This is a genomic window from Pseudophaeobacter sp. (assembly GCF_048267565.1).
Classification (GTDB): Bacteria; Pseudomonadota; Alphaproteobacteria; order Rhodobacterales; family Rhodobacteraceae; genus Pseudophaeobacter; species Pseudophaeobacter profundi.
In genome coordinates, this window is the sequence record NZ_JBLWXG010000003.1 from 1 (window position 1) to 16,500 (window position 16,500).

At 59.0% G+C, this 16,500-nt stretch carries 15 protein-coding genes; 10 read left to right on the plus strand and 5 right to left on the minus strand.

All coding sequences use genetic code 11. The annotated features are described in order from the left end of the window. Nucleotides 1-293, plus strand: a 293-nt coding sequence (locus ACN0VH_RS08535; protein WP_417700349.1) for a hypothetical protein, incomplete at its 5' end; no start/stop codon positions are given. 146 nt (nt 294-439) lie between these two features. Here the strand turns inward: ACN0VH_RS08535 and ACN0VH_RS08540 are convergent. The 3 genes from ACN0VH_RS08540 to ACN0VH_RS08550 form a co-directional block, all read right to left on the minus strand. Then, a complete protein-coding gene (locus ACN0VH_RS08540; RefSeq protein WP_278923139.1) occupies nt 440-790 on the minus strand; it encodes a RidA family protein in 351 nt (116 codons plus the stop codon). Nucleotides 791-907: 117 nt separating this feature from the next. Continuing rightward, a complete protein-coding gene (locus tag ACN0VH_RS08545) occupies nt 908-1,273 on the minus strand; it encodes a hypothetical protein (protein ID WP_278923140.1) in 366 nt (121 codons plus the stop codon). Between the two features lie 154 nt (nt 1,274-1,427). Further along, on the minus strand, nt 1,428-2,300 hold the full coding sequence (locus ACN0VH_RS08550) for a MurR/RpiR family transcriptional regulator (protein ID WP_278923141.1): 873 nt from the start codon (nt 2,298-2,300) through the stop codon (nt 1,428-1,430). Nucleotides 2,301-2,457: 157 nt separating this feature from the next. Between ACN0VH_RS08550 and ACN0VH_RS08555 the strand changes: the two genes are divergently transcribed. The 7 genes from ACN0VH_RS08555 (at nt 2,458) to ACN0VH_RS08585 (ending at nt 10,590) form a co-directional block, all read left to right on the plus strand. Continuing rightward, on the plus strand, nt 2,458-3,243 hold the full coding sequence (locus ACN0VH_RS08555; RefSeq protein WP_278923142.1) for an N-formylglutamate amidohydrolase: 786 nt from the start codon (nt 2,458-2,460) through the stop codon (nt 3,241-3,243). Nucleotides 3,244-3,277: 34 nt separating this feature from the next. Beyond that, nucleotides 3,278-3,832 carry a TRAP transporter small permease subunit gene (locus ACN0VH_RS08560; protein ID WP_269751834.1) on the plus strand — a complete coding sequence of 185 codons (555 nt, stop codon included), beginning with the start codon at nt 3,278-3,280 and terminating at the stop codon, nt 3,830-3,832. Then, a complete protein-coding gene (locus ACN0VH_RS08565) occupies nt 3,832-5,334 on the plus strand; it encodes a TRAP transporter large permease (RefSeq protein ID WP_278923144.1) in 1,503 nt (500 codons plus the stop codon). Before ACN0VH_RS08560 ends, ACN0VH_RS08565 begins: the two co-directional genes overlap by 1 nt. Before the next feature lie 86 nt (nt 5,335-5,420). Continuing rightward, nucleotides 5,421-6,455 carry a TRAP transporter substrate-binding protein gene (locus tag ACN0VH_RS08570; RefSeq protein WP_278923145.1) on the plus strand — a complete coding sequence of 345 codons (1,035 nt, stop codon included), beginning with the start codon at nt 5,421-5,423 and terminating at the stop codon, nt 6,453-6,455. A 59-nt stretch (nt 6,456-6,514) separates the two neighbouring features. Next, the gene (locus tag ACN0VH_RS08575; protein ID WP_278923146.1) at nt 6,515-7,876 is read left to right on the plus strand and encodes a glutamine synthetase family protein; all 1,362 of its coding nucleotides are present in this window, start codon (nt 6,515-6,517) and stop codon (nt 7,874-7,876) included. 77 nt (nt 7,877-7,953) lie between these two features. Next, nucleotides 7,954-9,336, plus strand: coding sequence for an aldehyde dehydrogenase family protein (locus tag ACN0VH_RS08580; RefSeq protein ID WP_417700352.1), 1,383 nt, complete (start codon nt 7,954-7,956; stop codon nt 9,334-9,336). 108 nt (nt 9,337-9,444) lie between these two features. Then, nucleotides 9,445-10,590: an iron-containing alcohol dehydrogenase gene (locus ACN0VH_RS08585; protein ID WP_278923148.1), complete on the plus strand. Its 1,146-nt coding sequence runs from the start codon at nt 9,445-9,447 to the stop codon at nt 10,588-10,590. Nucleotides 10,591-10,766: 176 nt separating this feature from the next. On the opposite strand, the gene ACN0VH_RS08590 is transcribed toward ACN0VH_RS08585, so the two are convergent. Then, nucleotides 10,767-11,771 (minus strand): LacI family DNA-binding transcriptional regulator, encoded by a 1,005-nt coding sequence (locus tag ACN0VH_RS08590; RefSeq protein ID WP_417700354.1) that lies wholly within the window; start codon nt 11,769-11,771, stop codon nt 10,767-10,769. A 166-nt stretch (nt 11,772-11,937) separates the two neighbouring features. Between ACN0VH_RS08590 and gap the strand changes: the two genes are divergently transcribed. Both gap and ACN0VH_RS08600 read left to right on the plus strand, forming a co-directional pair. Next, nucleotides 11,938-12,939, plus strand: coding sequence for a type I glyceraldehyde-3-phosphate dehydrogenase (gap, locus tag ACN0VH_RS08595; RefSeq protein ID WP_417700355.1), 1,002 nt, complete (start codon nt 11,938-11,940; stop codon nt 12,937-12,939). 211 nt (nt 12,940-13,150) lie between these two features. After that, nucleotides 13,151-15,076 carry a sensor histidine kinase gene (locus ACN0VH_RS08600; RefSeq protein WP_278923151.1) on the plus strand — a complete coding sequence of 642 codons (1,926 nt, stop codon included), beginning with the start codon at nt 13,151-13,153 and terminating at the stop codon, nt 15,074-15,076. A 45-nt stretch (nt 15,077-15,121) separates the two neighbouring features. Here ACN0VH_RS08600 and ACN0VH_RS08605 read toward each other — a convergent pair whose 3' ends face one another. Continuing rightward, a complete protein-coding gene (locus tag ACN0VH_RS08605) occupies nt 15,122-16,498 on the minus strand; it encodes a sigma-54-dependent transcriptional regulator (RefSeq protein WP_278923152.1) in 1,377 nt (458 codons plus the stop codon). Between the last annotated feature and the right edge of the window lie 2 nt (nt 16,499-16,500).

Genomic DNA, 16,500 nt, shown 5'->3' on the forward strand with positions numbered 1-16,500 from the left:
AGGCTGTCTTTCCAACCCGTCCGGCCACCGAAGCGACCCAACCAACCGCGTCGCCGCTGCCGGTAGAGGGGGTTCTAAGTATAACCGGCAGCACCCGCAACCCAAAAACAAAACAAATCGCAACTTTCTGCAACAGAATTATGAAACATAAACAATATCAATACTTTACACGAAGGAAAACTCCGCAAACCGTTCAAAAATACCCCCCAAACCACCACAGAAACAAACCCAAAACACCAAATCAGAACTTACACACAGACTTACACACAGACTCACTCAACTCTCGCACATGAAACACGCGTGACCGACCCAAATCGCACAATACCAAACCGCTAGCTGGCGCGTTTCGCAGCGCACTGCAACGAAACGCAAAAGGGCCCAGCCACTGGCTGAGCCCTCCCCTTTTCCTGTGGTCTCTTCCGGATATTGGAAGGCGCGATCAGGCCTTGGCCGCAGTAACAATGAACTCCACCAGGAAGTCAGGCAGCGCCAGCTTCGCCTCGCCGCAGGCGCGGGCCGGACTGTGGCCTTCCGGGACCCATGCATCCCAGACCGCGTTCATCTCGGCGAAGTCGGCCATGTCGGCCAGCCAGATGGTCGTCTGCAGCAGGCGCGTCTTGTCAGACCCCACCTCGGCCAGCAGCGCGTCGATCTTGTCGAGGCAATCCTGGGTCTGCTGCGCCACGCTTGCGCCCCTGGTGCCGACCTGACCTGCAAGATAGATGGTGTCGCCATGGGTGACGATCTGGCTCATACGGGCGCCAGTGTGAAGACGGGTGATTTCGGACATTATGTCATTCCTGATGTAAGATGAAAGGGCAAGGCCCCATAGACAGATCCCATAGACAGGCCGCCAGACAGATGCAGCAGCCCGGAACAAGAAGTAGCTAAAGACTTTCGCCGCTGATCACTCGCTCAGCAGCCATTTTCCATCAGCGCCCTTGCAGAACTTGCGTGTGATCTCGCGCGCCGGAGTTGCCCCCTTGGGATGTGCCATGTGCCGCATCACAACACAGCCCGAAGGTTTGCTGCTGACCTTGATCACCCCGTAGGTTCCGGTTTCGGGATTACTCCACTTGACCGAAGAGCCCACCTTGACGTCGGCGTGACCATACAGCGCTGCCTCGGCCGCGCGCATGGCATCAAAGTCACCGGGCGACATTGGCGAGTCTGCCAACATCCGGCTGAGCGGCTTGGCGAACGCGGGCTGTGCAACCACTGCTGTCAGGGCAACCAGTGCAAAAACGGAAAGGTGGGAAAGAGCTTTGGGCATGATATCTCAACCTGAAAGAATGTTTTCAATGCAGCCTATAACAGCAGGCGCGTCCAGCATGACGCAAGCCCGCCCGCCTGTCTATGCCTGCCAACATTCGCGCATAGGCGAACGACGCTTTCTGCTGCCACCGGGCATCCGGCACATTGCCCCCTCAAGAAAACTTGCGGAACAGGCGGGTCGTATCAAACAGGGCATCAAGGCGGTCATAGCGTTCTTTGGTTTCATCCCAGCTGGCCTCTTGGGTGGCCGCGATCATCGCCTCAAGCAGCATCATGGTGGAGATGTTGGAATCCCAGGCCGAGGGGATTTCCACCCAGCAGCTAAAGGCATGCTCCGCCACCGCGGTGATCGGGCTGGCCCATTGATCCGTGATCAGAATCACCTTCACGCCACGCTCTGCTGCCAGTTCGGCCAGCCGCTGCAAATTCGTCTCATACCGGCGCACATCAAACATCAGCAGGGTGTCACCTGCTTCCATGTCCAACACGTAATGCGGCCAGGTCGCCGAAGAAGAGGTCATATGCGTGACCCGCTGCCGGACGGCCTGGAAATGGGTAAAGGCATAATCCGCCAGGGCACGGGTGATCCGGCCGCCGACAACATAAAGGCGTCCGTCGGTATCGGCCAACTGGCGCACGGCGGCATCAAACTGGCCCGAATCCACATTGGAGAATGTCTGGCTCAGGTTATTGGTCACCGCCTGGGAAAACCGATTGAGCATATGCCCCTCTGGTGCCTCTGAGGCCCAGTTGGCGCGCCGCTGGGTCGGGCCAGAAACCTTTGCCTCCAACTCTTTCAGCAGCGCCTGATGGAATTGCGGATAGCCCTTGAAGCCCAATTTTTGCACCATGCGCGCCACCGTTGGCGTTGAAACATCTGCATTGGACGCGACAATGGTAATCGAAGCCAGCCCCGCTGCAGGGTAATTTTCCAGCAGGGAATTGGCAAACTTGCGCTCTGATTGCGTCAGCGTCGCATAGTGATCCCGGATCTTTTCTCGCACGGTGAGTGACGATTTGGTCAAGGCAGGATCCCCCTCGGGTGAATAAAAAACAGGCAACAAGAACAAGACATCTTTGACAAGACCGCTCCGTTTGTCCTTGCGGGAGAAATCTCTTCTGAAATTATATTGACAGAAATAATCCTGCGTGAAAAGATTTTTTCAAAATGAGGAGACCCGAATGTCACTGAGCGATTCCACCGCTCGCAGCGAGGCCTATGAAGTATCCAACGGCGCAGGCCGTGGGAATGCCGTTATCCTGTGCGAGCATGCCAGTCACCACATTCCACCTCGTTATGGCGATCTGGGATTGGCCGAGGCGGATCGCCAGAGCCATGCCGCTTGGGATCCTGGTGCCCGCGCTGTTGCGCGCCTGCTGTCGGATGCGCTGGATGCCCCACTGATTGCTTCCAAGGTGTCGCGCCTCGTCTATGACTGCAACCGCCCACCAGAGGCCGCATCGGCGATGCCCGAAAAATCAGAAGTGATTGAGGTTCCCGGCAATACAAACCTGACCCAGGACCAGCGCGACGAACGTACCGCAACTGTTTACACACCATTCTGCGAGGCCGTCAGCCAGGTAATTTCAACCCGCAAGGCAGCCGGGCTGACAACGGCGCTGATCACCATTCACAGCTTTACGCCGGTCTATTATGGCAGCCCTCGCAGCGTAGAGATCGGAATTTTGCACGATAGCGACAGCCGCCTCGCGGATGCCATGCTGGATCACGCCTCGGCCCTGCCCCATCGCCAGGTCAGCCGAAATGACCCCTATGGCCCCGAAGATGGCGTCACCCATTCGCTGCAGCTGCATGGGCTGCAAAACGGTTTGGCCAATGTCATGATCGAGGTACGCAATGACCTACTGCGCACCCCCGAAGACGAGGCCCGGATAGCGGACGAACTGATGGCCCTGCTGCGCCCGGCCCTAGCAGCGACCCAACCCACAGGAGGTGCCGGTGCCTAATCTCATTCTGCGCTACATTCGCGCCGTCGAGGCGATGAACCGGCTGATTGGCCGCTTTGCCATGTACCTGATCTTTGCCCTGATCGGGGTGCTTCTGTGGTCTTCCGTGTCAAAGACTTTCTTCAATCCCTCGCTCTGGACGCTAGAGATGGCCCAGTTCATCATGGTGGCCTACTATATCCTTGGCGGGCCCTATTCGATGCAGATGGGGTCCAACGTGCGGATGGACCTGTTCTATGGCGGCTGGACCACCCGCACCAAGGCGATGGTGGACGCCTTTACCGTACTGTTCCTGATGTTCTATCTCGGCGTGCTGCTCTATGGGGCGGTCAGCTCTATGGCTTATAGCCTGGGCTATTTCGGGATGGAGCCCTTTAGCTTCTTTGGCGATATCCTGGCCACTCTGTTCACCGAAGGCCCAAGCGCGGCCTGGGCCAAAATCGGCTATATCGAGCGCAGCTCTACCGCCTGGCGGCCCTATCTGTGGCCCGTAAAATCCATCCTCTGTTTTGGCGTCTTCCTGATGCTGTTGCAATGTCTTGCCGAATTGTTCCGCGATATCGGCCGTCTTCGCGGAGTCGAAATCTGATGCCCTATGAATTGATCGCGATTGTCATGTTTGCCGGCATGATGCTGATGCTGATGACCGGCCAGCGCGTCTTTGGCGCCATTGGCTTTGTCGGCGCTGTCGCCGGTATGATGCTCTGGGGTACGGGCGGGGTGGAAATTCCCTTTGCCGCCTCGATGAAGCTGATGAAATGGTATCCGCTGCTGACGCTGCCGATGTTCATTTTCATGGGCTATGTGCTGTCGGAATCCAAGATCGCCGATGATCTCTACCGTATGTTCCACGTCTGGATGGGCCCGGTGCAGGGCGGCCTGGCCATTGGCACCATTGGTCTGATGGTGCTGATTTCCGCCATGAACGGCCTGTCGGTGGCCGGGATGGCCATCGGTGCCACCATTGCGCTGCCAGAGCTGCTGCGGCGGGGCTATGACAAGATCCTGGTGACCGGCACCATTCAGGCCGGGTCATCCCTGGGTATTCTGGTGCCGCCTTCGGTGGTTCTGGTGCTTTATGCAATGATCGCACGCCAGCCAGTTGGCCAGCTGTGGCTGGCCGGGGTCATCCCCGGTCTGCTGATGGCCACCATGTTCATCATCTACATCTATATCCGCGCCAAGATGCAGCCGGACCTTGGCCCCGCCATGACCCCGGAAGACCTGGCCGAATATGACCAGGTCAGCAGTCACCCGCTACGACTGAACTTTGTCGTGCTGGCCTCCATCGTTATTGTGCCGCTGCTGGTCAAACTGGACATGGTTGCGCCCAAGACCTCTATTGGGGTGGCGCTGGGTGCCGCGGTTCTGGCCTTTACCACCCGCAGCCTGCCGATGTTCTACAAGGATGTATTCCTGAAGGAAAAACACCGCCTGCTGTTTTCCGGCGTTCTGCCCCTGGCGATCTTTGCTGCGATGATGGTGCCCTTTGTCAACGGCTGGACCTCGCTGGTGGAAAGCTCTGCCATTGGTGCCATGACCGCCTTTATCGCCGCCATCCTCAAGGGCCGCATGAACAAGGAGGTGTTTGAAACCTCGGTCCGCTCGACCCTTGGGATTTCCTGCATGTTCATGTGGATCATCCTGGCGGCCCTGGGCTTTGGCGCTATCTTTGATGGGCTGGGCGCGGTCAAGGCAATCGAGGATCTGTTCACAACCCAGCTGGGTCTGAGCCCCTGGATGATCCTGATCCTGATGCAGCTCAGCTTTATCATCATGGGGACCTTCCTGGATGACACAGCGATGCTGGTGATTGTGGCACCGCTGTATGTGCCGCTGGTTGGCGCACTGGGGTTCGATCTGATCTGGTACGGGGTGCTGTACACCATCACCACCCAGATCGCCTATATGACCCCACCCTTTGGCTATAACCTGTTCCTGATGCGGGCCATGGCACCGCCGGAAATCGGCCTGAAGGACATCTATATCTCTATCATCCCCTTTGCAGCTGTTATGGTCGTGGCTCTGGCCCTGATCATGATATTCCCACAGATCGCGCTCTGGCTGCCAGAGCTGGTCTACGGCAATTGACCCGGATGGCAGAGTCCCCGAAATAACCCAAGAAGAGCCCCGCTCGGGGGCCCTATTTCACCCCGATCCAACATGGAGAGAGAGTAATGACAACAAGACGTAAGTTCCTGCAAACCGCAGGCGTTGGCGCAATGGCTGCCCCTCTGGCAACCCCTGCACTGGCACAATCCACCATCAAATGGCGGATGCAGACCTATGCGGGTGCTGCTCTGGCAGAACACGTGGTGAAGCCCGCCGTTGACATGTTCAACAAGATCGCAGGCGACCGCATGCAGATCGAACTGTATTTTGCCGATCAGCTGGTCCCCACGGGCGAACTGTTCCGCGCCATGCAGCGCGGCACCATCGACGCCGTGCAGTCGGACGATGACTCGATGGCCTCGCCCACCGAAGTCACCGTTTTTGGCGGCTACTTCCCCTTTGGCTCGCGCTATTCGCTCGACGTGCCTGTCCTGTTCAACCAGTACGGCCTGAACGAGATCTGGGATGAGGAATATTCCAAGGTTGGCGTCAAACACATCTCTGCCGGCGCATGGGATCCCTGCCATTTTGCCACCAAAGACCCGATCCGCAGCCTGGCAGACCTGAAGGGCAAGCGCATCTTTACCTTCCCAACTGCGGGTCGTTTCCTCAGCCAGTTTGGCGTCGTGCCTGTCACCCTGCCGTGGGAAGACATCGAAGTCGCCATGCAGACCGGCGAGTTGGACGGCGTTGCCTGGTCCGGCATCACCGAAGACTACACCGTTGGCTGGGCTGATGTGACCAACTACTTCCTGACCAACAACATCTCTGGTGCATGGGCTGGATCCTTCTTTGCCAACCAGGGGCGTTGGAACGAACTGCCCGAAGATCTGCAGACCCTGTTCCGCGTCTGCTGTGACCAGTCGCACTACTATCGTCAGTGGTGGTACTGGGGTGGCGAAGCCTCCCTGCGGGTCAATGGCCCCAAGCTGGAGCTGACCTCCATTCCTGACGACGAATGGAAAACCGTCGAAGACGCCGCCGTCAAGTTCTGGGATGAAATCGCTGCCGAAAGCCCCACCAAGGCCAAGGTTGTCGAGGTCTTCAAGAAGTACAACTCTGACATGCAAAAGGCCGGTCGCCCCTACCGCTACGGCTAAATCAAATTGCCCCGGCGCCGCTGTGCCGGGGCACCCTCTGCTATACAGGAAAGTACCCCATGACTGGTGTTCTGAGTTTTGACGATCTGAAAGCCCAAGTTGCAAATGGCGATGTAGATACCGTGTTGGTCTGCCTTGTCGACATGCAGGGACGCCTGATGGGTAAGCGTTTTCATGCGCAACACTTTATCAATGGCGCCTGGGAAGAAACCCATTGCTGCAACTATCTGCTGGCCACCGACCTGGAGATGGCAACCCCCGACGGCTTTGCCTCGACCAGCTGGGAAAACGGCTACGGCGATTATGTCATGAAGCCCGATCTGGCCACCCTGCGCCCCCTCCCCTGGCTTGAAAGCACAGTTATGGTGCTCTGTGATGTGCTGGATCATCATAGCCATGAAGAAGTTCCCCACAGCCCCCGCGCCATTCTGAAAAAACAGATCCGCCGCCTGGCCGCGCTTGGCTTTGATGCCATGACCGCAACCGAGCTGGAGTTTTTCCTGTTTGAAAAAGACTTTGACGCGATCCGCAAAGAGGGTTTCCGCGACCTGCAGCCGATCTCTGGCTACAACGAAGACTACAACATCCTGCAAACCACCAAGGAAGAACACGTGATGCGCCCGCTGCGCAATCACCTGTGGAATGCCGGCATTCCGGTGGAATGTACCAAGGGCGAGGCCGAAACTGGCCAGGAAGAGCTGAACATCAAATATGGCCGCGCTCAGGATACCGCCGATTTCCACACCATCGCCAAACATGCCACCAAGGAAATCGCCTGGCAGCAGGGCCATGCCGTGACCTTCCTGCCCAAATGGCACCGCGACAAGGTCGGCTCTTCCAGCCATGTGCACCAGTCGCTGTGGCAGGATGGCAAACCCGCCTTTTATGACGCGCAAGACGAGCTGGGCATGTCGGCGCTGATGAAAAGCTACATGGCGGGCCTGTTGAAATATGCGCCCGACTACACCTATTTCATGGCGCCCTATATCAACAGCTACAAGCGCTTCATGAAGGGCACCTTTGCCCCCACCCGGATCATCTGGTCGGTAGACAACCGTACCGCCGGCTACCGGCTCTGTGGTGTTGGCAGCAAGGCCATCCGGGTAGAGTGTCGCATTCCGGGGTCGGACATGAATCCCTACCTGGCAATGGGCGCGATGCTGGCCGCCGGCATTGCCGGCATCGAAGAGGGGCTGGAGTTGCAGGCCCCGGCCACGGGTGATGTCTATCAGGGCGACAGCGGGCTGATCCCTGAAACCCTGCGCGAGGCCCGGCTGAGCCTCAAGGGATCAGAGATGCTGCGCGCCGCCATGGGCGACGATGTGGTGGAGCACTACACGCGTGCCGCCGAGGTCGAGATTGAAGATTTCGACCGCGTCGTCACCGACTATGAAATCGCCCGCGGGTTTGAGCGCGCCTAGCGGCGCGCGGCCTTCGGCGAAGGTATTTTTGGCAAGATGAAGGGGGGCCTCCCCTTTCAAACGAGATGAGGATGAACATGGGCCAGACCCTGAAATGTATCTCTCCGATTGACGGATCGGTTTATGCAGAGCGCCAGACCCTGTCCCGCGACGAGGGATTTGCTGTCGCCACTGCGGCGCGCGCAGCGCAAAAGGCCTGGGCTGCACGCCCGGTGCAGGAACGCATCGATCTGGTAATGGCCGGTGTTGCCGCCATTGGCGCGATGAATGATGAAATCGTTCCCGAGCTGGCCCATATGATGGGGCGCCCGGTGCGCTATGGCGGCGAATTTGGCGGCTTTAACGAGCGCAGCTCCTACATGGCGGAGATTGCCGAAACCGCGCTGGCAGATATCGAAGTTGGCGATGATGCTGACTTTAAACGCTACATCAAGCGGGTGCCACATGGGGTTGTCTTTATCGTCGCCCCCTGGAACTATCCCTATATGACGGCCATCAACACGCTGGCGCCGGCCTTGATTGCCGGTAATACCGTGGTACTGAAACATGCCACGCAAACCCTGCTTGTTGGTGAGCGGATGGCGGCGGCGTTCCAATCCGCTGGGGTTCCGGCTGATGTATTCCAGAACGTTTTCCTGGACCATGACACCACCTCGGCCCTGATTGCTGAGCGCGCCTTTGACTTTGTCAATTTCACCGGATCGGTTGGCGGCGGCCAGGCGATGGAACGCGCGGCAGCAGGCACCTTTACGGGTGTCGGCACCGAACTGGGCGGCAAAGATCCCGGCTATGTGATGGAAGACGCGGATCTGGATGCGGCTGTGGATACGCTGATTGACGGCGCCATGTTCAATGCCGGTCAGTGCTGCTGCGGCATTGAACGCATCTATGTTCACGAAAGCCTTTATGATGAGTTTGTCGCCAAGGCGGTCGAGATCGTCAAAGGCTACAAGCTTGGCAACCCACTGGATGAGGCCACAACCATGGGCCCAATGGCCAATGTGCGTTTTGCCGCCGAAGTGCGTGCCCAGATCGACGAAGCCGTCGCCGCAGGGGCTGTGGCGCATATCGACACCATGGCCGAAGACGACGGTGGCGCCTATCTGACACCGCAGATCCTGACAAATGTCACCCATGAAATGCGGGTGATGCGCGACGAGAGCTTTGGCCCGGTGGTTGGTATCATGAAGGTTTCATCCGATGCCGAAGCGATCGCCCTGATGAATGACAGCGAATTTGGCCTCACCGCCTCGCTCTGGACCCGTGATCTGGACCGCGCCGCCCGCATCGGTGACGAGATCGAGACCGGCACCGTGTTCCTGAACCGTGCCGATTATCTGGATCCCAGCCTATGCTGGACGGGGTGCAAGAACACCGGTCGCGGTGGTGGACTGTCGGTCATCGGTTATCAGAACCTCACCCGACCCAAGAGCTATCACCTGAAGAAGGTGGCGGGGTAACCCTATCGGCCCGAACTGGAAACAGGTCGGGCCACCATGGCCCTGGGCATGCCGCCCGAGGGCAGAGTGTTACGTTGGCCCCTGCGGCCACATATGAAAGGCGAAGATATGTCTCTCGTTGGAAACTGGTCCTACCCGACCGCAATCAAATTCGGCGCTGGCCGGATCAAGGAACTGGGGGAGGCCTGCGCCGCCGCCGGGATCAAGAAGCCCCTGCTGGTCACAGACAAGGGTCTGGCGGATCTGCCGGTCACCAAAGGCACCCTCGACATCATGGAGGCTGCAGGCCTGGGACGCGGCATCTTCTTTGAAGTGGACCCGAACCCAAATGAGAAAAACCTGGAGGCCGGGGTCGCGGTCTATAATGCAGGTGGCCACGATGGCGTCATTGCCTTTGGTGGCGGCTCTGGCCTGGATTTGGGCAAGATGGTTGCTTTCATGGCGGGCCAAACCCGCCCGATCTGGGATTTTGAAGACATTGGCGATTGGTGGACCCGCGCCGATGCTGATGCCATTGCGCCGATCATCGCGGTACCCACCACGGCTGGCACCGGCTCTGAAGTGGGGCGCGCCAGCGTCATCACCGATAGCGTCAGCCATGTAAAAAAGATCATCTTCCATCCCAAGGTGCTGCCTGCGGTCGTGATCTGTGATCCCGAGCTGACCGTTGGTATGCCCAAGTTCATCACCGCCGGCACTGGCCTGGATGCCTTTGCCCATTGTGTCGAGGCCTTTTCCTCGCCGCATTACCATCCGATGTCGCAGGGCATCGCACTGGAAGGTATGCGCCTGGTCAAAGACTATCTGCCACGCGCCTATGCCGATGGCACCGATATCGAAGCCCGCGCGCAGATGATGTCTGCCGCTGCCATGGGGGCCACCGGCTTTCAAAAGGGGCTGGGTGCTATCCATGCCATGAGCCACCCAATCGGTGCGCATTTCAACACACATCACGGCACCACCAATGCGGTCTGCATGCCCGCCGTGCTGCAATTCAACGCGTCGGCGATTGCCGATCGCTTTGACAAGGCAGCCGCCTATCTGGGCATCGAGGGGGGCTTTGACGGGTTCTGCGGCTATGTGCAGGAGTTGAACGACAGCATGGGCATTCCGCGCAAGCTGTCGGATCTGGGCGTCACCGAGGCCGCAATCCCTGATCTGGTCAAAGGCGCCATCATCGACCCCTCTTGCGGGGGCAACCCGATTGAGCTGACCGAGGCCAATCTGACAGAGCTGTTCAAGGCTGCCCTGTAAGGCGCTTTCTCATCGCAATAGCAACGAAAATGAGCCCCTCGGCATATCCTGCCGGGGGGCTTTTACATTTTGCGCAGCCAAGCTGCGCAAAATGAGCACCCGTATTGTGGCCCTGGGACATCTGATCCCCGCAAAGGCAGAGCCCATAGCGAGAGTGCAGATGAACGCGATGCGTTCTAAAGCGACTGGCCGAGGTTGATCCGCGGGCTGAGGATTTCGCGAATGGGCGCCAGATCGGCAGCGCTGTCGCGGGCTTGCAGCACAATCTCGGCGGCGCGTTCGCCAATGGGGCGGCGACAGGCATCCGTGGTGGCCAACTGCAAGGGCAGGCCTTCCAGAATCGGCAGGTTGTTGAAACCGGCCAGCGCCACATCCTGCGGCACCGAAAGGCCTTCTGCCAGACAATGCATATAGCCGCCTACGCTCATCACATCGCTGGAGTAATAGATGCAGTCTAGGTCCGGTTGGCGGGCCAACATCTGCTCTGTCAGCAGTCGCCCCGTCGCAATCGCGCTATCGCCGGCATAGTGTTTCAAATCAGTCAGCGCGACGCCCTGCTCTGCCAGACCCGAAACAAAGCCGTCATAGCGTTTTCGCGCGCGAAAATCCTGCGGCATCTTTGTGCCAATAAAGCCGATACGCCGATAGCCCCGCGCCAGAATCTGCGCCGCCATGTCCCGCCCGGCCTGCAGATGCGAGATGCCAACGCAGTGGCGCAGCGGGGTGCCATCCGCATCCATAACCTCGACCACCGGGCAATCGGCCTGCAGCAGCATTTTCTGGGTTGCTTCACTGTGCTCAAGCCCGGCGACGATCAAACCCGAGGGTCGCCAGCTCAGCATTTCGCGGATCACCTCTTCTTCTTCATCCATTTCATAGCCCGAGATCCCCACCACCGGTTTCAGCGGGCTTTGCTTCAGCACCGAGGAAATCCCCGAAAGCACCTCGGGGAAAACAAAACTGTTGAGCGAGGGAACAACCACCGCCACCAGATTTACCGATTGCGACGACAGAGACCCCGCAATGCGATTGGGCACATAGCCATGGGCACGGGCAATTTCCTCGACCTTGGCACGGGTTGCGTTGGACACATCCGGTGCGCCACGCAGCGCACGGCTGGCGGTCATCTCGCTAACACCGGCAAGCCGGGCAACGTCCTTCAAAAGCATTTTTTTGATCATGTCGCATGGTCCTGCACTTCGCGCCCCACCGCAAGGGCAACAGGGTCAGCTCGCGGCATTGAGGGTTGCATTTTACCGATGTTATCGATACCGATATCGCAAACGTTAGCGATAACAAATCAAAATCACGGCGCAGATCTGCTGCGCCGTAAACTGGAGCTCTCTGATGACCCTGAAAATCGCCATCAATGGATTTGGCCGCATTGGCCGTGGTGTTATGCGGGCCCTGCTGGAAAGCGGTGCCCAGGACATCGAAATCGTCGCGATCAATGATCTGGCCCCAGCGCAAACCCTGGCGCATCTGCTGAAATATGATTCTGTGCATGGACGGCTAAAGGCGGCGGTGCAGCACAGCGACGACAGCCTTACAGTGGCAGGCAAGACCCTTCGGCTTAGCGCGCTGCGCGATCCCAAGGATCTATCCTGGGGTGATGTCGATATCGCCTTTGAGTGCACCGGGCGCTTTACCAACCGCGACGCCGCTGCCGCGCATCTGGGCAATGGCTCCAAGCGCGTCCTGCTGTCCGCTCCAGGCAAGGATATGGACCGCACCGTGGTCTACGGCGTCAATCACACCGATCTGACAGCCGCCGATCTAATTGTCTCCAACGCCTCTTGCACCACCAACTGCCTCGCCCCGGTGGCGCAGGTGCTGGACCAGAGCTTTGGCATCCAGACTGGTTATATGACCACGATCCACGCCTATACCGGGGATCAGCCAACCCATGACAGCCCACACAGTGACCTCTATCGTGGTCGCGCAGCCGCCCTGTCGATGGTTCCCACCTCAACTGGGGCGGCCCGCGCCATCGCAGAGGTGCTGCCAAAGCTGAAAGGGCGGCTGGAAGGCTCTGCCATCCGGGTGCCCACGCCCAATGTATCCGTGGTGGATCTCAGCTTTATGCCGGAACGCCCCGCCACCGTTGATGCGGTGAATGCCGCCCTGCAAGAGGCCGCAAATGGCGCGCTCAACGGGGTGCTGTCCTATGAAGTCGATCCGATGGTTTCGATTGATTTCAACCATGATCCACATTCGTCTTGCTTTGCAGCGGGGCAAACCTCGGTCACCGAGGGGGGATTGGTCCGCGTGGTCAGCTGGTATGACAATGAATGGGGCTTTTCCAACCGGATGCTGGACACAGCTCGCCACATGGGCAGCTTGATCTAAAGCCAACCACGCGCGGCACCTGGCAGGCAGGCATGCCCCGCCCCTGGGGGCCGCCCTTTTCCTACTGACCCTTGCCATGCATCCCCAATGAATGGCACTCTGACCGCATCGAAATGTCAGCGCCGTGTACGGTTCCAGCCAAAGGGGAAAAGGTCTGAAATCCGTTCGCCTCAGATTGCTTTTGCTGGCGCTGCTGCCCCTGGCGGTGCTGATGCCGCTGTTGCTAACCCTGGCAATGGCGCGCTGGAACGCGGATTATGATGCGGTCCTCATCGCCAAGGTGGAAAGCGATCTGCGCATCGCGGAACAATATCTGGGCCACCTGCAGACCGGCAGTGCCGAAAGCCTGCACAGCATTGCAAACTCCACCGATTTTCAACTGGCCCTGACCAAAGGACCGGCAGCGGTTCAGGCCCACCTGGCCCCCCTGCGCGCCGCGTTGCAGCTGGATTTTCTGGAATATCTTACGCCTCGGGATCTGACTTCGACCCTGGGGGAATGGCCAGTGGTGCAGGCAGCCGTCAACGGGCAGCGCGCGGCACAGATTGACATTTTTTCACCGCAGGACCTGGCACAGGCCCTGCCGCATATGGTGGAAGATGCCCGTATCCCGCTGATTGAAACCGAGGCCGCAGCACCGACACAGCGACAGGTCGAGGATCGTGGCATGATGTTGCATGCCACGGCCCCCGTCGCCGCCACTGGCCATCACGGCGTGCTGCGTGGTGGGCGCCTGCTGAACCGCAATCTCGACTTCATCGACACCCTGAATGCGCTGGTCTATCTTGGCGGGCCCGCCGATCAGAACCGGCAGGGCACCGCCACCCTGTTTCTGGATGACACCCGCATTTCCACCAATGTGCGCCTGTTCGAAGATGTGCGCGCCCTTGGCACCCGCGTCTCTGCTGTGGTGCGCAACAAGGTGCTGGACGAGGGGCGCACCTGGCTGGACCGCGCCTTTGTGGTCAATGACTGGTATATCTCGGGCTATCTGCCACTGACCGACAGTTTTGGCAGCCGCGTTGGCATGCTCTATGTCGGTTTTCTCGAAGCGCCCTATACCGCTGCCAAAGGTGAGGCCTATTGGACCATTATCGCGGTATTCCTTCTCGTCATGGTCCTATCTGCGCCGCTTTTCTTGTGGCTGGCCAAGGGGATATTCGCGCCCCTGGAACGAATGAGCCATACGATGAAGCGGGTCGAACGTGGCGATTTGACCGCCCGCAACGGCACCACACGCCGACAGGATGAAATTGGCCAGGTCGCAGGCCACCTCGACAGCCTGTTGGACCAGATCCAGGACCGTGACCAGCGCCTGCGCGATTGGGCGGACGAGCTGAACGCCCGTGTGGACAGGCGCACTGCGGAACTACGCGATGCCAACAAGAAGCTGGAAGAAACCTTCAAACAGCTGGTGATGAGCGAAAAGCTTGCCTCTATTGGTGAAATCACCGCTGGTGTCGCGCATGAGATCAACAACCCGGTGGCGGTGATCCAGGGAAATGTTGATGTCATCCGCATGACCCTGGGCGAGGCTGCAGGCGAGTTGCAGACCGAACTGAACCTGATCGACAATCAGGTCATGCGCATTGGCGCCATCGTCGGCAAGCTGCTGCAATTCGCCCGACCGTCTGAATTTGGCACCTTTGAGGAAAGCCTCGATCTTGCGCCTCTGGTCAGCGATTGTCTGGTGCTGGTGGACCATGTGATTTCGCGTCAGACCATTCAGGTGGACAAGCGCTTTGCCGAAGGTGAAAATGCGCCCCCGCCGGTGCGGATTGACCCCGGAGAGCTGCAGCAGGTGGTGATCAACCTGATCCTCAACGCCACCCAGGCGATGGCCGGGGCCGGCAGTTTGACCCTGTCTCTTTGCGCTGCGGAACGTGATGGCAAGGTGGGGGCGCTGCTGACGGTCGCTGACACCGGCTGCGGCATTGCCGAAGATCAGATTGGCGCCGTGTTCAATCCGTTTTACACTACCAAACTGGGCGAAGGGACTGGCCTGGGGCTCTCTATCAGTCAGACCCTGGTACAGCGCGCCGGCGGGATCATCTCGGCCTTCAATCGCGCCGAAGGTGGGGCTGCCTTCTCGATCTGGCTGCCCGCCGCCGCACCAGAGCAGGCAAACATCGCCTGACCAAGGGCGGCGGCCCAGGCTAAAACAGGTGCGGCGCAAGCGAGGTCAAAGGTCCCAGCTGGCGCATTTGCGATCAACAGTTTTTCGCGACACCCCAAGACGGCGCGCCGCCTCGGCGCGGTTACCATCGCAGGCATCCAGCACATGCATGATATGGCGCTGGGTCACCAAATCCAGCGATTCAACCGCAGCAGCCCCGGTGATGGCCCCCTTGCCGGCAAACTCTTCTGGGAATTCCCCCAAAATCACCGAACGTTCAATCAGATTGCGCAGCTCGCGCACATTGCCGGGCCAGTCATAGCGCGCGAACTTCAACAGGGTCTCTTCGTTCAACTCCAGCGCCTCCATGCCAAGGCTGCTGGCGAATTGTTCCATGAACAGGGCGGCAAGTTCGACGATGTCTTCAATGCGCTCTTTCAAGGGGGGCATCTGGATCTCGACCACATTGATCCGGTGATACAGATCCGCCCGAAAGCGCCCGTCTTCAACGGCGGTTTGCAGATCGGCATTGGTGGCAAAAAGAAACCGCAGGTTCAGCGGAATATCCCGCTCGGCACCAACCGGGCGCACCCGCTGATCCTCAAGCACCCGCAGCAGCGCCGCCTGTACCTGATCAGGCATCTGCGCCACCTCATCGAGAAACAGCGTGCCCCCGTCAGCATGCAGGAACAATCCGTCCTTGCGGCGGTTCTGCTCATCAATCTGGCCAAACAGCTCATAGGCGATGCGGTCCGGTGCAATCCCGGCACAGTTCACCGCCACAAAGGGTTGCATCGCGCGGTCAGACAGCGAATGCAGGGTGCGCGCGGCTATTTCCTTGCCAGTGCCACTGGCCCCGGTGAACAACACCGGCGTTGGCAACGGTGCCAGGCGGTGCAGCATATCGCGTGCCTGACTGATAGCAGGCGATATGCCCAACAGCCGTCCGCGTGCCGCGCTGCCTTCGGCCAGAAGTTCATGCTTCAACAAATAGTTTTCGCGCCGCAGATATTTGCGATCCAGCGCCCTCGCCACAGAGTTGAGGATCTGATTGGCCCGAAACGGTTTCAGCACGAAATCGGCAACCCCGGTGCGCAGCGCCAGAATAGCCGTTTCCAGATCAGCGTAGGCTGTCACCAGAATGGTATCGGCAAACAGCCCCACCCGGCGCTGTTCCTGCACCCATTCCAGCCCGGTTTTGCCCGGCATGATATTGTCCAGAATGATCAGATCAAAATGCGCCCGATCCAGAATGGTCGAAGCCTCGGCAGCAGATGCGGCCTGTTCAACCCGTTTGCAGCGCGGTGCCAGGATCTTGGTCAGAAAGTTGCGCATGCCCGGTTCGTCATCAATCACCAGGATCGAGGCATTGGCCAGGTTCTCTCCGTATTCGTCGCTTGCGCCTTCTGCCCGCGTCATTGCCGCCACTGCCCTGTCTTTCATTG